The sequence below is a fragment of the Ramlibacter sp. genome (assembly GCF_028292805.1).
In the GTDB taxonomy this organism is placed as follows: Bacteria; Pseudomonadota; Gammaproteobacteria; order Burkholderiales; family Burkholderiaceae_C; genus Ramlibacter.
On record NZ_JAQGLS010000162.1, the window covers coordinates 1 to 12,895 of the forward strand.

The 12,895-nt window shown below is 70.3% G+C and carries 14 protein-coding genes; 4 read left to right on the top strand and 10 right to left on the bottom strand.

The features are described 5' to 3' along the window. From JWP65_RS10035 to JWP65_RS10080, 10 genes are all read right to left on the bottom strand, one after another. Positions 1-2,831: PAS-domain containing protein (locus tag JWP65_RS10035; RefSeq protein ID WP_299763271.1), on the bottom strand; the 2,831-nt coding region annotated here is incomplete at its 3' end. A 65-nt stretch (positions 2,832-2,896) separates the two neighbouring features. Then, entirely contained in the window at positions 2,897-3,841 is a 945-nt protein-coding gene (locus JWP65_RS10040) for a 2-hydroxyacid dehydrogenase (RefSeq protein ID WP_299763273.1), read from the bottom strand. Further along, positions 3,838-4,167, bottom strand: a complete 330-nt coding sequence (locus JWP65_RS10045) for an NIPSNAP family protein (RefSeq protein WP_299763274.1) — start codon at positions 4,165-4,167, stop codon at positions 3,838-3,840. Before JWP65_RS10045 ends, JWP65_RS10040 begins: the two co-directional genes overlap by 4 nt. After that, complete coding sequence (locus JWP65_RS10050; protein WP_299763276.1) at positions 4,164-4,316, bottom strand: hypothetical protein; 153 nt, start codon at positions 4,314-4,316, stop codon at positions 4,164-4,166. Before JWP65_RS10050 ends, JWP65_RS10045 begins: the two co-directional genes overlap by 4 nt. Positions 4,317-4,452: 136 nt before the next feature. Further along, a complete protein-coding gene (locus JWP65_RS10055) occupies positions 4,453-5,367 on the bottom strand; it encodes an NAD(P)-dependent oxidoreductase (RefSeq protein ID WP_299763278.1) in 915 nt (304 codons plus the stop codon). Further along, positions 5,364-7,082: a dihydroxy-acid dehydratase gene (gene ilvD / locus JWP65_RS10060; RefSeq protein ID WP_299763279.1), complete on the bottom strand. Its 1,719-nt coding sequence runs from the start codon at positions 7,080-7,082 to the stop codon at positions 5,364-5,366. Before ilvD ends, JWP65_RS10055 begins: the two co-directional genes overlap by 4 nt. A 183-nt stretch (positions 7,083-7,265) precedes the next feature. After that, entirely contained in the window at positions 7,266-7,652 is a 387-nt protein-coding gene (locus JWP65_RS10065; protein WP_299763280.1) for a RidA family protein, read from the bottom strand. Then, the gene (locus JWP65_RS10070) at positions 7,649-8,521 is read right to left on the bottom strand and encodes an alpha/beta hydrolase (protein ID WP_299763282.1); all 873 of its coding nucleotides are present in this window, start codon (positions 8,519-8,521) and stop codon (positions 7,649-7,651) included. Before JWP65_RS10070 ends, JWP65_RS10065 begins: the two co-directional genes overlap by 4 nt. A gap of 23 nt (positions 8,522-8,544) precedes the next feature. Next, positions 8,545-9,402, bottom strand: coding sequence for a tryptophan 2,3-dioxygenase (gene kynA / locus JWP65_RS10075; protein ID WP_299763284.1), 858 nt, complete (start codon positions 9,400-9,402; stop codon positions 8,545-8,547). A 1-nt stretch (position 9,403) separates the two neighbouring features. Then, complete coding sequence (locus JWP65_RS10080) at positions 9,404-10,624, bottom strand: amino acid aminotransferase (protein ID WP_299763285.1); 1,221 nt, start codon at positions 10,622-10,624, stop codon at positions 9,404-9,406. 106 nt (positions 10,625-10,730) lie between these two features. On the opposite strand from JWP65_RS10080, the gene JWP65_RS10085 reads away from it, so the two are divergent. The 4 genes from JWP65_RS10085 to JWP65_RS10100 form a co-directional block, all read left to right on the top strand. Then, on the top strand, positions 10,731-11,222 hold the full coding sequence (locus tag JWP65_RS10085) for an Lrp/AsnC family transcriptional regulator (RefSeq protein ID WP_299763286.1): 492 nt from the start codon (positions 10,731-10,733) through the stop codon (positions 11,220-11,222). 73 nt (positions 11,223-11,295) lie between these two features. Beyond that, a complete protein-coding gene (locus JWP65_RS10090; RefSeq protein ID WP_299763288.1) occupies positions 11,296-11,631 on the top strand; it encodes a hypothetical protein in 336 nt (111 codons plus the stop codon). A gap of 104 nt (positions 11,632-11,735) precedes the next feature. Beyond that, the gene (locus tag JWP65_RS10095; protein ID WP_299763290.1) at positions 11,736-12,146 is read left to right on the top strand and encodes a hypothetical protein; all 411 of its coding nucleotides are present in this window, start codon (positions 11,736-11,738) and stop codon (positions 12,144-12,146) included. After that, positions 12,143-12,895, top strand: a 753-nt coding sequence (locus JWP65_RS10100) for a MiaB/RimO family radical SAM methylthiotransferase (protein WP_299763292.1), incomplete at its 3' end; no start/stop codon positions are given. The genes JWP65_RS10095 and JWP65_RS10100, both read left to right, overlap by 4 nt.

Here is a 12,895-nt window from a genome sequence, read left to right on the forward strand (position 1 = left end):
ACCCGCGCGACGGCCTGCTCGCCGTCCGGCGCGGTGTCGGCCTGCCAGCCGGCCGCGTGGCACAGGCCCGCCAGCGTGTCGCGCGCCAGCCGGTTGTCGTCGACGATCAGCACCCGCGCCGGAACAACCGGCACGGCGGGCGCCTGCGGCGGCGGCGCCAGCGGCAGGCGCAGCACGAACCAGAACCTGCTGCCCTGGCCCGGCGTGCTTTCCAGCTGCAGGCGCGAGTCCATCAGCTCGGTCAGCCGCCGGCAGATGCCCAGGCCCAGGCCGGTGCCGCCGAAGTGGCGCGCGGTCTCGCCCGAGGCCTGCGCGTAGTCGGTGAACAACCGCTCCTGCTGCTCCAGCGTGATCCCGATGCCGCTGTCCTGCACCGAGAACTCCACCCCGGCGTGCAGCGCGCCGCGCTCCACCAGCCGCGTGCGCACGACCACCTCGCCCTGCTCGGTGAACTTGACCGCGTTGCCGCCCAGGTTGATCAGGATCTGGCGCAGCCGCATGTCGTCGCCGACCAGCGCGTCCGGCACCCGCGGATCGAGGTCGTACAGCACCTCCAGGTCGCGCTCGCCCAGGTTGCTCGAGAGGATGACCGACAGGTCCGACAGCACCGCCTCCAGCGAAAACGGCCGGCGGTCCAGGTTCATCTTGCCGGCCTCGATCTTGGAGAAATCGAGGACGTCGTTGAGCAGGCCCAGCAGCGAAACGGCGGCGCCCTCGGCCTTGCCCGCGTAGTCCTGCTGTCGCGCCGACAGCGCGCTGCCGCGCAACAGCGTCAGCATGCCCAGGATCGCGTTCATCGGCGTGCGGATCTCGTGGCTCATGCTCGAGAGAAAGCGGCTCTTGGCGCCGCTCGCCTCCAGCGCCTGCTCCTTGGCCCGGATCAGCGCGGCCTCCTGCCGCTTGCGGGCGGTGATGTCGTGGGCGATGCCCAGCACGCCGACGCAGCGCCCGGCGTCGTCCCGCATCGCGACCTTGACGACCTGCGCGTAGCGCTGCTCGCCGTCGGGGCCGAAGTCTTGGTCATCGAAGGTGACCGGCTGGTCCGACTCCATCGCCTCGCGGTCGGTGGCCTGCTGCAGGCTGCCCACCTGCGCGCCGAACACCTCGCTGCCGGTGCGGCCGATAATGTGTCCTTCGTCCAGCCCGTGCAGGCGCTGGTGGGCCGGATTCGACAGCAGGAAAACACCGTCCCGGTCCTTGAGCCAGACCCGGTCCGGCAGGTTGCGCACCAGCGCCCCCAGCTGCGCCTGCTTGGTGGCCAGCGCTTCCTCCGAGCGGACGTAGTCGGTGATGTCCGCGAAGGTGCGCACCACGCCGCCATCGGGCAGTGGCCGCGTGGTGATCTGCAGCGTGCGGCCGTTCGGCGTCTTGCGCATGTAGGTCTCGGGGCCGCGCAACGGCGCCGTCTTGTCGCCCACCGCGACGTAGCCGCGGGCGATCGCCTCGACGAACCGGAAACCGGGGCCGAAGTCGCCGCGCTCGATCTGGAAGCGCACCACGGTGTCCATCGTGGGGTTGCCGGCCAGCACGTGGTCCGGCAGGTTCAGCAACTCCTGATAGCGGCGATTCCAGAACACCACCCGCCCGCCGGAGTCGATCGCCGAGATGCCCTGGCCCATGCTGTCCAGGGTGATCTGCAGGGCCCGGCTCTTCTCGCCCAGCTCGCCCTGCGCCTGCACGTAGTCGGTGACGTCGGTGTACGTGCGCACCGTGTCTCCATCGGGCAGCGGCCGGGTGGACACCTCGAGCACCCGGCCCGCCGCGGTGCGGCGCAGGTAGTGGCCGGCCTTGAACAGGCCACGCGCCGGCGCGCCGGTGCGCGGCAGGCCCGCCTCCCCGCCCGGATCGCCGCGCTGCTGCTGGAACCGCATGATGTCCTCGACGGCGGCGCCTTCGGCCAGCAGCCCCTGGGGCAACTCCAGCAGTTCCACCACCTGCGGGTTGAACAGGCGCACCCGCCCGCCGGCGTCGTAGCGCACGATGCCGCGGCCGGCGTTGTCCAGCGTCAGCTGCAGGTCCGCCTGGTAGCGCTTGAGGGCCGAGATGTCCATCAGCGCATAGAACACCGAGCCGTCGCCGGTCGGCCGGGCGAGCACGCGGCAGCAGCCGCCCGCCGGCAGCGGCAGCTCGAACGGCGTGCCCGGCAGGCGCAGGTTCTGCCGCAGGGTGGCCACCGCGCGTTCTGGAATCGGGTCGTCGCCCGCCCGCGCCAGCTGCCAGGCGCGCGCGTACAACGCCTCAATCGTGGAGCCGGCCACGTGCTGCAGCTCAGGCAAGCCGAACAGCGCGCAGAAGGCGCAGTTGGCCCAGACGACGCGGCCGTCCTGGCGGCACACCAGCAGCGCCTCGGGCACCGATTCGAGCAGGTTGCGCCCGGGTGGCGAGCCCAATTCCGCCGCCGTCACCACGTCGGCGGGCGACGGGTCCAGCGGCCGCCAGACCCGCACGCGCCCGCGGCCTGGCAGCAGCAGCGAAGACACCTGCAGCCTGGCGCCGCGGTGCTCGAACTGGAACGGCTGGCTCTGGGTCTGGTGCCGCGCCACGTCGTCGCCGACCAAGCGTTCAAGCTCGGCCAGCTCGGCGCCTTGCAGGCGCTGCGCGTAGAACCGGCGCAGATTGGCGCTGTAGTGCTCGCCCTGGAAGACATGGCCGTCGTGTTCCGGGAAGACCCGCAGGAAGGTCCGATTCCACGCCACCGCGCGGTCCTGCAGGTCGAAACCGCACATCGCCACTTCGATCCCGTCCAGCAGTTCGGCCTGCTGCCTGAGCTCACCGATCCAGTCCGGGGTGGCGCTGGAAGGCGGGTCGAGCGAAAGCACGGCGTCGTTCATGGCGTGCGGTGATGGTAGCCGCAGCCGGGCTGAAACCGACACCCCGCGGGGTGGCTTGCGTGCCTTCAGCCCGCCGGCGTCACCAGTTCGCCGTGCTCCAGGAACGACTGCAGGTTGTCCAGCAGCAGCAGCGCCATGGCGCTGCGCGTCTCCCGCGTGGCGCTGCCGACGTGTGGCAGCAACACCACGTTGTCCAGCGCCAGCAGTTCCGGCGGCACCCGCGGCTCGTCCTCGAACACGTCGAGCGCGGCGCCGGCCAGGGCGCCCTGCTGCAGCGCCGCCACCAGCGCCGTCTGGTCGACCACGCAGCCGCGCGCGATGTTGACCAGGAAGCCACGCGGCCCAAGCCGCTGCAGCACTTGGGCGGAGACCAGGTGGTGGGTGGCCGGGCCGCCGGCGCAGGCAACCACCAGGAAGTCGGCCCAGTCAGCCAGTTGCGCCAGCGCTGCTTCGTGGCGCCAGGCCAGTTCCGGCTTCGCGCTGCGGCTGTGGTAGCGCACTTCCATGCGAAAGCCGCCGGCGCGGGTGGCGATCGCCTGGGCGATGCGGCCCATGCCCAGCAGCGCCAACCGCTTGCCGCTGACACGGGTGGCGGGGCCGGGTGGACCGGAGCGCGCCCAGTCGCCGCGCCGCACCAGGCGATCGGCGGCCGAGATGCCGCGCGCCACGTCGATCAGCAAGCCCATGGCGAGGTCGGCGACGCACTCGGTCAGCACGTCGGGAGTGTTGCTGACCACGATGCCGCGCCGCGCCGCAGCGTCCAGGTCGATGGCGTCAAGGCCCACGCCCAGGCTGCAGATCGCCCGCAGTGCAGGCAGCTGCGCGATCATGTCGGCGCTGGCGCCGGCGCTCGCGTGGGTCACCAGTACGGTGACGTGATCGCCGCTGTCGCCCGGATCGCTGCCGGGCGGCAGCAGGGGGGCGCCCCGCTGGGCGCAGGCCGCGGACAGCTGCTGCTCCAGCGCCGGCGGCAGCGGCACCGACTGCAGCACGCAATGGATGGCGCTCATGCCGGCGCCGGGGCAGCCAGCGCCGCGAGGTCGACGCCGCGCAGCAGCCGGCTCTCCTGCCGCAGCACCAGGCTGGCGCTGCCATTGCGATAGGCCCGCCAGCGCGGGTCGGCCTCCAGCGCGGCCCGGCGCCGTTCGCGGTCGGCCAGGTCGGCGTACTGCCAGAAGTGCACCACCTGGCTGAGCTCGCCGGTTTCGGTGGTGCAGTAGCCCATGGGCGCGCCGAGGTGCTCGCCTTGCACGGGCAGGCCGTCGCGCGCGTACTTGGCGAGGAACTCGCCCATGGCGCCGATGCGGATGGTGTAGGTTCTCAGGTCGATGATCATGGTCGTCCTCCCAGGTATTTCGGCCGCAGCAGGGAGATGGCGGGCAAGGCGATCAGGATCGCCGTCCGGGTGAAGTCGACCTCGACGCAGGCAAACACGCCCTTGAACAGCGTGCGCATCAACAGCTGCAACCGGCTCTTGAACACCATCACGTTCATCCCCAGCGGCGGTCGAGTTTCACAGAGTCTCCTGATTGCAGGGATCTGCGAAGGGCAAAGCGCCCGGGCAGGTGGGCAGCCGGGCAGGTGAGCAGGTCGGCAGGGCGGCAGGGCGGCAGGTCGGCGATCAAGCCTGGCCTGCCTGCAATTGCCGCACCTGGCGCAGGAAGGCCTCGCGCTGCTTGGGCAGCACCACGCCGATCACCGCCGACAGTTCGGCCTCGCCCAACCCCATGGCCTGGGCAATGCGCAAGGTCTGCTGCACCGCGCCGGTCAGCGGCATGGGGGCGCCGCTTTTCTGGGCCGCCACCAGCACGTTGTCGACGTCCTTGAGCATGGTCTGGAGCCCGCCGATCGACTGCGCCTGGGCGCGGATCATGCGCGGCGCGAACACCTGCAGCAGTTTCGAGTCGGCCCAGCCGCCGGCCAGGGCCGCGGCCAGCTTGTCGACGTCGATGCCGTTGCGCTTGGCGAAGCCGAGCGCCTCGGCGATCGCCACCACCGTGGTGGCGACGATGGTCTGGTTGCACAGCTTGGTGGCCTGGCCGGCGCCCGACGGGCCCATGTGGGTGACGTTGCCGGCATAGGCGCGGATGGCGGTGGTTGCCTGCTCCAGGTGCGTCGCCGCGCCGCCGGCCATGACGGCCAGCGTTCCGGCTTCGACGCCGCCGATGCCGCCCGACACGGGTGCATCGATCCAGTCGGCGCCGCAGCTGGCCGCCAGCCGCGCCGACAAGGTGCGCGTCGCCTCGGGCGACATGCTCGAGTGGTCGACCAGCCACTTCAGGCCGGCGCCACGCGCCACGCCGTCGTCACCGAACACCACCGCCTCGGCGGCGGCCGCGTCGAACAGGCACATCAGCACGCCGTCGACGCCGCTGGCCGCCTGCGCCGGCGTCGCCATCACCCTGGCGCCGTGCTCGGCCAGCGCTTGCGCCTTGGCCACGGAGCGGTTCCACACCTGCACCTGGTGGCCGGCGGCCAAGAGCCGCCGCACCATCGGTGCGCCCATCAATCCCAGGCCACAAAAACCCAGCTTCATTTCGTTTCCCCTTCGATGGCCGGATAAGGCCAGGTGGCATTGCCGGAATGCGTGACGGCGCCTTCGTGGGTCGGGCCGACCAGCTTGGCGTATTTCTCCAGCACACCGGCCAGGCGCTCGCGTGCGTACGGCTTCCAGGCTGCGCGCCGGCGCGCCAGTTCGGCGTCGTCCACGTGCAGCTGCAGGGCCGCCGCTTCGGCGTCGATGGTGATGCGGTCCCCATCGCGCACCAGCCCGATTGCGCCACCGGCGGCGGCTTCCGGACTGGCGTAGCCGATGCACATGCCGCGGGTGGCGCCGGAAAAGCGCCCGTCGGTCAGCAGCGCCACCTTCTCGCCCATGCCCTGGCCGTAGATGGCGGCGGTGACGCTGAGCATCTCGCGCATGCCGGGGCCGCCCTTGGGGCCTTCGTTGCGGATCACCAGCACGTCGCCGGCGGTGTAGTCGGAGGTGGAGACGGCCCGAAAGCAGTCTTCCTCGGTCTCGAACACCCGCGCCCGGCCGTCGAAGGCGAGCGACTTCAGCCCGGCGATCTTGAGCAGCGCGCCGTCCGGGCACAGGTTGCCCTTGAGCACCACCAGCCCGCCGCTGGGATGGATCGGGCTGGCGCAGGAACGCACCACCTTGCCGTCCGGCCCCGGGTGCCGCGCCAGCGCCTGCGCCATGGTCTCGCCGGTGATGGTGAGCGTGTCGCCGTGGAAGAAGCCGCCGGCCAGCAGCGCGTTCAGCACCACCGGCACGCCGCCAACGATGTTCAGGTCGCGCGCCAGGTAGCGGCCGCCCGGCTGCATGTCGGCGATCAGCGGGGTGCGGGCGAACACTTGGGCGACGTCGTCGAGCGTGAAGCGGATGCCGGCTTCGTGCGCGATCGCCGGGATGTGCAGCGCGGCGTTGGTGGAACCGCCGGTGGCCGCGACCGCGGCGCACACGTTCTCCAGGCTCTTGCGCGTGACCAGCTCGCGCGGCAGCGGGCCGCCCGTGCGCAGCATCTCCATCACCCGGCGGCCGGCGCGGCGGGCCAGTGCCAGCCGTTCACTGTAGACGGCCGGGATGGTGGCCGAGCCGAGGAAGGAAAAGCCCAGCGCCTCGCCGACCATCGCCATGGTGTTGGCGGTGAACTGGCCGGGGCAGGAGCCGACCGTCATCGCGCTGGTCTTCTCGATCGCGTGCAGCTGCTCCAGCGAGAGCTGGCCGGCCTGGTAGCGGCCGACGCCTTCGATGGCGCTGAGCACGGTGTGCTCGGTGCCGTCGGGCGCATGTCCCGGCAGCATCGAGCCGCCGTAGACGAATACCGAAGGCACGTTCAGCCGCACCATCGCCATGATGGTGCCGGGCAGGGTCTTGTCGCAGCCGGCGAAGCCGACCAGCGCGTCGTAAGCGTGGCCGCGCACCGCCAGCTCGATGCTGTCGGCCACCAGCTCGCGCGACAGCAGGCTCATGCGCATGCCGTCGTGGTTCATCGAGGTGCCGTCGGACACCGACACGGTGGACATGGAGACCGGCACGCCGCCGCCTTCGGCCACGCCCAGGCGGGCGCTGTCGGCCTGCGGGCCCAGCGACTTGGAGCACGGCGTGTTGTCCCCGTGCGAGCTCATGATGCCCACCATCGACTTGTTCATGTCGTCGTCGTCCAGGCCGGTGGCGCGCAGGAAGGCGCGGTGGGCGGCCCGCGCCGGGCCTTCGGTGATCGCCCTGGAGCGGTGTTTGTGCAGCATTGCGTTCTCGGGTAGCGGGTTCAGGGGAGGCGGCGGGCGTGTCGTCCAGGTCAAGCCGGTCGAACACCCACTGCACGTCGGACTGGATCAGTGCGCGCGCCTGGGCGAAGTCGCCCCGGCGCATCGCCGCGATGGTGGATTCGTGGAGCAGGTCGGCCGCCAGATCGCGGAGAACCCGAGCTGTTAGTTCGCGGCTGCCGGCAGCGCCGCGTAAGCCACGATCTCGATCTTCATGCCAGGCACCACCAGCGCGTTGACGCCCATGCTGGAGCGGCTCGGGTAAGGGGCCACGAAGAACTCGCGGTAGACGGCGTCGATCACCGGCATGTCGGCCACGTCGGTCATGTAGATCAACACCTGCGCCACGTCGTCCAGGCTGCCGCCGGCCGCGGCGACGGCGCGCTGCAGGTTGCCAAACGTGAGCCTGGCCTGCGCCTCGACGGGGCCGGTGTCTATGCTGCCGTCCGGGCGCACCGGGCCATGCGCGGTGTACAGCACGCCACTGGCTTTGACGGCCCAGGAGAACGGCTGCTTCAGAGGCGGCAGCCCGGTGTCGATGATTTCTTTCATGGGGTCGTGCTTTCCTGGTGCATGAGGGCGTGGGTGGCGTCGCCCAGCGGCGTGCCGGGCGTGGCCAGCTCGAGGATGACGTCGAAGTGATTCCGTCCCGGCACTTCGAACAGGCGCGGCCGCGGCGCGCCGGCGCCCGCCACCGCGGCGGCGAAGTCGCGGCTCTGGCGCTGGAATTGCGCGGTTTCGATCTCGCCCCAGCAAACCACGGCCGGCGGAAAGCCCGCCAGCGATTGCAGCTGCGGGCTGACTTCGCCAGCCGACGCGGACGTCAGGGCCAGCGGCGTGTCGATCGAGGTGCCGATCAGCGGCGCCAGCTCGTAGATCCCCGAGACCAGCACCGCGGCCGCGGGCAGGCCAGCAGGCAGGTCGGCGTCGCCAGCCCAGCCGCGCAGGCCGGCCATCGCGGCCAGGTGGGCGCCGGCAGAACTGCCGGCCACCACGATGCGACGGGCGTCAAAGCCCAGGCGGTCGGCACTGGCGTGCAGCCAGCGCAGCGCCTGCCGGCATTCCAGGGCCATCTGCGCGATGGTGGCCACCGGCGCCAGCGTGTAGTCGATGGCGGCGAAGGCCCAACCGGCCGCCAGGCAGTCGGGCGCGGCGAACAGCGAGCTGTCCTTGGACAGCTGCTGCCAATAGCCGCCGTGGATGAACACCAGCAGCGGCGCCGCTTGCGCGCCGGCCGGTACGCACAGGTCGAGCCGGTTCGACGGCCGCTCGCCATAGGCGAGGTCGCGCTCGAAGCGGCAGGCCGCCGCCGCCGCGCTGCGCTCGGCATAGGCCTTCAGGTAAGGGGCGTAGTTGCCGCCGATGCAAGAGCTCGGGGAGTATTCGCGCTCGCGCTCGGCCAGCGACAGGGATGGACGCATGGCGCTGGATTGTCCCGGACCGGTCACAGCTCCGTGCGCACGCGCCACAGCTCGGGGAACAGCACCACGTCCAGCATCTTGCGCAGGTAGCTGACGCCGCCGGTGCCGCCGGTGCCGCGCTTGAAGCCGATGACACGTTCCACCGTGGTGACGTGACGAAAGCGCCAGAGGCGGAACGCGTCTTCCAGGTCCACCAGCTCCTCGGCCAGCTGGTACAGGTCCCAGTGCTCCTTGGGCGCGCGGTAGACCCGTGCCCAGGCCAGCACCACCTCGTCGCTGCACTCGTAGGGGCGAGTCCAGTCGCGCTCCAGGCAGCCGGCCGGCAGCGGCAGGCCGCGCCGCGCCAGCAAGCGCAGTGTCTCGTCGTACAGCGACGGCGCCTGGTAGGCGGCCTGCACGCCGGCCAGCAAGTCGGGCCGGTGCTCGTGCGGCTTGAGCATCGCGGCGTTTTTGTTGCCCAGCGAAAACTCGATGCTGCGGTACTGGTAGCTCTGGAAGCCGCTGGACATGCCCAGGTAGGGCCGCATGGCGGTGTACTCGGACGGCGTCATGGTGGCCAGCACGTCCCAGGCGTGCACCAGCTGCTCCATGATGCGCGAGACGCGCGCCATCATCTTGAAGGCGCTGTCCAGGTCGTCGCCGGCGATGCAGGCCTTGGCCGCGCCCAGCTCGTGCAGCATCAGCTTCATCCACAGCTCGCTGGTCTGGTGCTGCACCAGAAACAGCATTTCGTCGTGGGCCGGCGACAGCGGCTTTTGCGCCGACAGCACCTTGTCCAGCTGCAGGTAGTCGCCATAGGTCATGGAGCGGCTGAAATCCAGCTGCGCCTTTTCTTCGTGGCCGATGGCCTCGGCCGTGCCCATGGGGGTGGCGGCTTGCATCTCAGCGCTCCACCACGGCGGCGATGCAACGCGCCACGTGGGCTACGTTGCGGGTGGTCAGCCCGGTCAGGCACAGGCGGCCCGAGCGAATCAGGTAGACGCCATGGTCTTCGCGCAGGCGGTCCACCTGCGCCGGGTCCAGGCCGGTGTAGCTGAACATGCCGCGCTGCGTCAGCAGGTAAGCAAAGCTGCGCCGGCTGCCGAAGGTGTCGTGCAGCACCGCGTGCAGCTGCTCGCGCATGGCGCGGATGCGCCGGCGCATGGCGTCGGTCTCGGCCGTCCACAAAGCGAACAGCTCCGGATCCTCCAGCACCTGGGTCACCACGCGGGCGCCGTGCACCGGCGGCGTGCCGTAGTTGCCGCGCACCTCCGACTTCAGTTGCCCCAGCACGGTGTCGGCGGTGGCGCGGTCGGCGCAGACCACGCTCAGGCCGCCGACGCGCTCGCCATACAGCGAGAAGTTCTTGGAGAACGAGTTGGCCACCAGGAAGGTGAGGCCGGCCGCGGCCAGCGCCCGCACCGCGAACGCATCGTCCTGCAGGCCGGCGCCGAAGCCCTGGTAGGCGATGTCGACGAAGGGCAGCAGCTCGCGCCGCTGCAGCACCGGGATCAGCTGCTCCCACTGGGCCGGCGACAGGTCGACGCCGGTCGGGTTGTGGCAGCTGGCGTGCAGCAGCACGATGCTTTGCGGCGGCAGCGACTCCAGCGCCGCCAGCATCGCGTCGAAGCGCACGGCGCCGGTGCTCGCGTCGTAATACGGATAGGTGCGCACCGGGACGCCGGCACCGCCGAAGATGGCGTGGTGGTTGTCCCAGGTCGGGTCGCTGACCCAGATGCCCGCCGCCGGGAAGTGGCGGTGCAGGAAGTCGGCCCCGAGCTTGAGCGCGCCGGTGCCGCCCACCGTCTGCACGGTGGCGATGCGGCCGGCCTGCAGGGCCTCGCTGTCGGCGCCGAACAGCAAGCGCTGCACGGCCCCGCGGTAGGCGGCCAGGCCTTCCATCGGTAGGTAGGGCCGCGGCTGGATGTCCTGCGCCAGCCGGGTCTCGGCCTGGCGCACGGACTCCAGGCATGGCAGCCGGCCCCCGTCGTCCATGTAGATGCCGATGCCCAGGCTGGCTTTGTGCGGCCGCGGATCGGCCTGGAAGGCTTCCATCAGCGACAGGATGGGGTCACCCGCGTGAGGCGGGACGTGGGCGAAGGGGAAGGCGGCGTGGCTGGTCATGGTCTGGAGTGGTGCCGCCGATTCTTGCCGCTGGCGCACTCGCATGCCAAGCTTCTTTTTCAATCCGCATAATCATTCCCCCAAACAATCGGATCGGGGACTACTCATGCAAGCCAGCTTCGACGACATCGACCGCCAGCTCCTGCTTGCCCTGCAGGCCGATGCCCGCCTGACCACGGGCGAGCTGGCGCAGCTGACCGGCCTGTCGCAATCGCCCTGCTGGCGCCGGATCAAGCGGCTGGAGCAAGCCGGCCTGATCCAGGGCTACCACGCCCGGCTGGAGCGGCGCGCGCTGGGCTACGGCGTGGTGGCCTTCGTCAGCATCACGCTGGACTTCCAGACCGAGTCGCGGTCGGCCGAGTTCATCGATGCCGTGGCCGCGCTGCCCGAAGTGGTGATGTTCCATGCCGTCACCGGCGCCGCCGACTTCCTGCTGATGGTGCTGGCCGAAGACCTGGACACTTATTCCAGGCTGCTGCAGGGCAAGCTGCACCGGCTGCCAGGCGTGCGGCAGGTACAGACCACGTTCTCGCTGCAGGAGTTCAAGCGCTTCGACGAAGTGCCGGTGCCGCCGGCCCGCGGCAGCAAAAAAGTTTGATCTCGCGCCATCCTTGCAAACCCTGACATCGGCCTGGCCGAAACCAGGCAATTTGCTTAAGCTCCGTGCCGATATGAAAAACCAGAAGCAGCCATCCATCCGGAACTGGAGCATCGTCGGCGACCGCAGGCTGGTCGGCAGCGCCTTCAACCGTCCCGGCCAGGCCGACGGCAAGACGATCATGACTTCGCCGGTCCTGCAGGTGCGCCTGATGGGCGAACACAGCATCCCGGTGGCCTTTACCGAGTCCGGCAGCGCCTACTGGCTGGCCGACCCGGCGCCCACGTTCGGCATCGATGCGGCCGAATCCTTCGTCTGGAACATGTCCCGCAGCACGCCCCCGGCCAGCCGCGCCGTGCCGGATCCGATGCTGCAGACCACGGTGATGCGGGCGCTCGAGCTGGCCTGACGACTTCCCCCGACCGGTAAACTACCGGTTTGACACCTCGGGCACTGTCACTGCACAGTGCCCTTGTCGTTTGTGCCCTCCACCACAGCCTCTGGATCCACACCATGAACCGCTGGTTTGCCTCCGCCCTGCTGGGCCTGTCGTTCGCCTCCTGCGCCGCCGTGGCGCAAGGCATCGTGCGCGAAGCGCCGAAAGACGTGAAGCCGGCCATGATGGCCGTCAGCGCCACGCCGCCGATCATCGCCGTCAACGGCGAGCCCGCGCGGCTGTCGCCGGGCGCCCGCATCCGCGACACCAACAACATGCTGGTGCTCAGCGGCGCGCTCGCCGGCAAGACCGTGTACACCGTCTACCGGCGCGACCCCGTGGGCAACGTGCACGAGGTGTGGCTGCTCACGCAACAGGAGTACGCCAAGGTGGGCGGCTCCGCCGGCGGCGACCCGGAAGGCCACAAGCGCTTCTACGAACTGCTCAACCTGGTCTTCGCCGCCCGCGCGGCGATGATGCTGCGATGACCGGCCCCACCCGCAAGGTCTTCATCAAGACCTTCGGCTGCCAGATGAACGAGTACGACTCGGACAAGATGGCCGACGTGATGCATGCCGCCGAAGGCTACGAGCCGACCAACGACCCGGAGCTGGCCGACCTGATCCTGTTCAACACCTGCTCGGTGCGCGAGAAGGCGCAGGAGAAGGTGTTCTCCGACCTCGGGCGCGTCAAGCACCTGAAGAAGAAGGGCGTGCTGATCGGCGTGGGCGGCTGCGTCGCCAGCCAGGAAGGCGCGGCCATCATCGAGCGCGCGCCCTACGTCGACGTGGTGTTCGGTCCGCAGACCCTGCACCGCCTGCCCGAGCTGCTGCGCGCGTGCGCCCGCCAGCAGCGGCCGCAGGTCGACATCAGCTTCCCCGAGATCGAGAAGTTCGACCACCTGCCACCGGCGCGCGTCGACGGCGCCAGCGCCTTCGTCTCCATCATGGAAGGCTGCTCCAAGTACTGCAGCTACTGCGTCGTGCCCTACACCCGCGGCGAGGAAGTCTCCCGCCCGTTCGACGACGTGCTGGTCGAGGTCGCCGGCCTCGCCGAGCAGGGCGTGAAGGAAGTGACGCTGCTCGGGCAGAACGTGAACGCCTACCGCGGCACGATGGGCGACACCGCGGAGATCGCCGACTTCGCTCTGCTGATCGAGTTCGTGGCGGAGATCCCGGGGATCGAGCGCATCCGCTACACGACCAGCCATCCCAACGAATTCACGCAACGGCTGGTC

What these genes read in the sequence shown, in the direction of transcription:
- JWP65_RS10070 (WP_299763282.1), bottom strand. Translation starts at nt 8,521, where the DNA reads ATGCGTCCATCCCTGTCGCTGGCCGAGCGCGAGCGCGAATACTCCCCG.
- JWP65_RS10045 (WP_299763274.1), bottom strand. Translation starts at nt 4,167, where the DNA reads ATGATCATCGACCTGAGAACCTACACCATCCGCATCGGCGCCATGGGC.
- JWP65_RS10090 (WP_299763288.1), top strand. Translation starts at nt 11,296, where the DNA reads ATGAAAAACCAGAAGCAGCCATCCATCCGGAACTGGAGCATCGTCGGC.
- JWP65_RS10080 (WP_299763285.1), bottom strand. Translation starts at nt 10,624, where the DNA reads ATGACCAGCCACGCCGCCTTCCCCTTCGCCCACGTCCCGCCTCACGCG.
- ilvD (WP_299763279.1), bottom strand. Translation starts at nt 7,082, where the DNA reads ATGCTGCACAAACACCGCTCCAGGGCGATCACCGAAGGCCCGGCGCGG.
- JWP65_RS10040 (WP_299763273.1), bottom strand. Translation starts at nt 3,841, where the DNA reads ATGAGCGCCATCCATTGCGTGCTGCAGTCGGTGCCGCTGCCGCCGGCG.
- JWP65_RS10055 (WP_299763278.1), bottom strand. Translation starts at nt 5,367, where the DNA reads ATGAAGCTGGGTTTTTGTGGCCTGGGATTGATGGGCGCACCGATGGTG.
- JWP65_RS10085 (WP_299763286.1), top strand. Translation starts at nt 10,731, where the DNA reads ATGCAAGCCAGCTTCGACGACATCGACCGCCAGCTCCTGCTTGCCCTG.
- JWP65_RS10065 (WP_299763280.1), bottom strand. Translation starts at nt 7,652, where the DNA reads ATGAAAGAAATCATCGACACCGGGCTGCCGCCTCTGAAGCAGCCGTTC.
- JWP65_RS10050 (WP_299763276.1), bottom strand. Translation starts at nt 4,316, where the DNA reads ATGGTGTTCAAGAGCCGGTTGCAGCTGTTGATGCGCACGCTGTTCAAG.
- JWP65_RS10095 (WP_299763290.1), top strand. Translation starts at nt 11,736, where the DNA reads ATGAACCGCTGGTTTGCCTCCGCCCTGCTGGGCCTGTCGTTCGCCTCC.
- kynA (WP_299763284.1), bottom strand. Translation starts at nt 9,402, where the DNA reads ATGCAAGCCGCCACCCCCATGGGCACGGCCGAGGCCATCGGCCACGAA.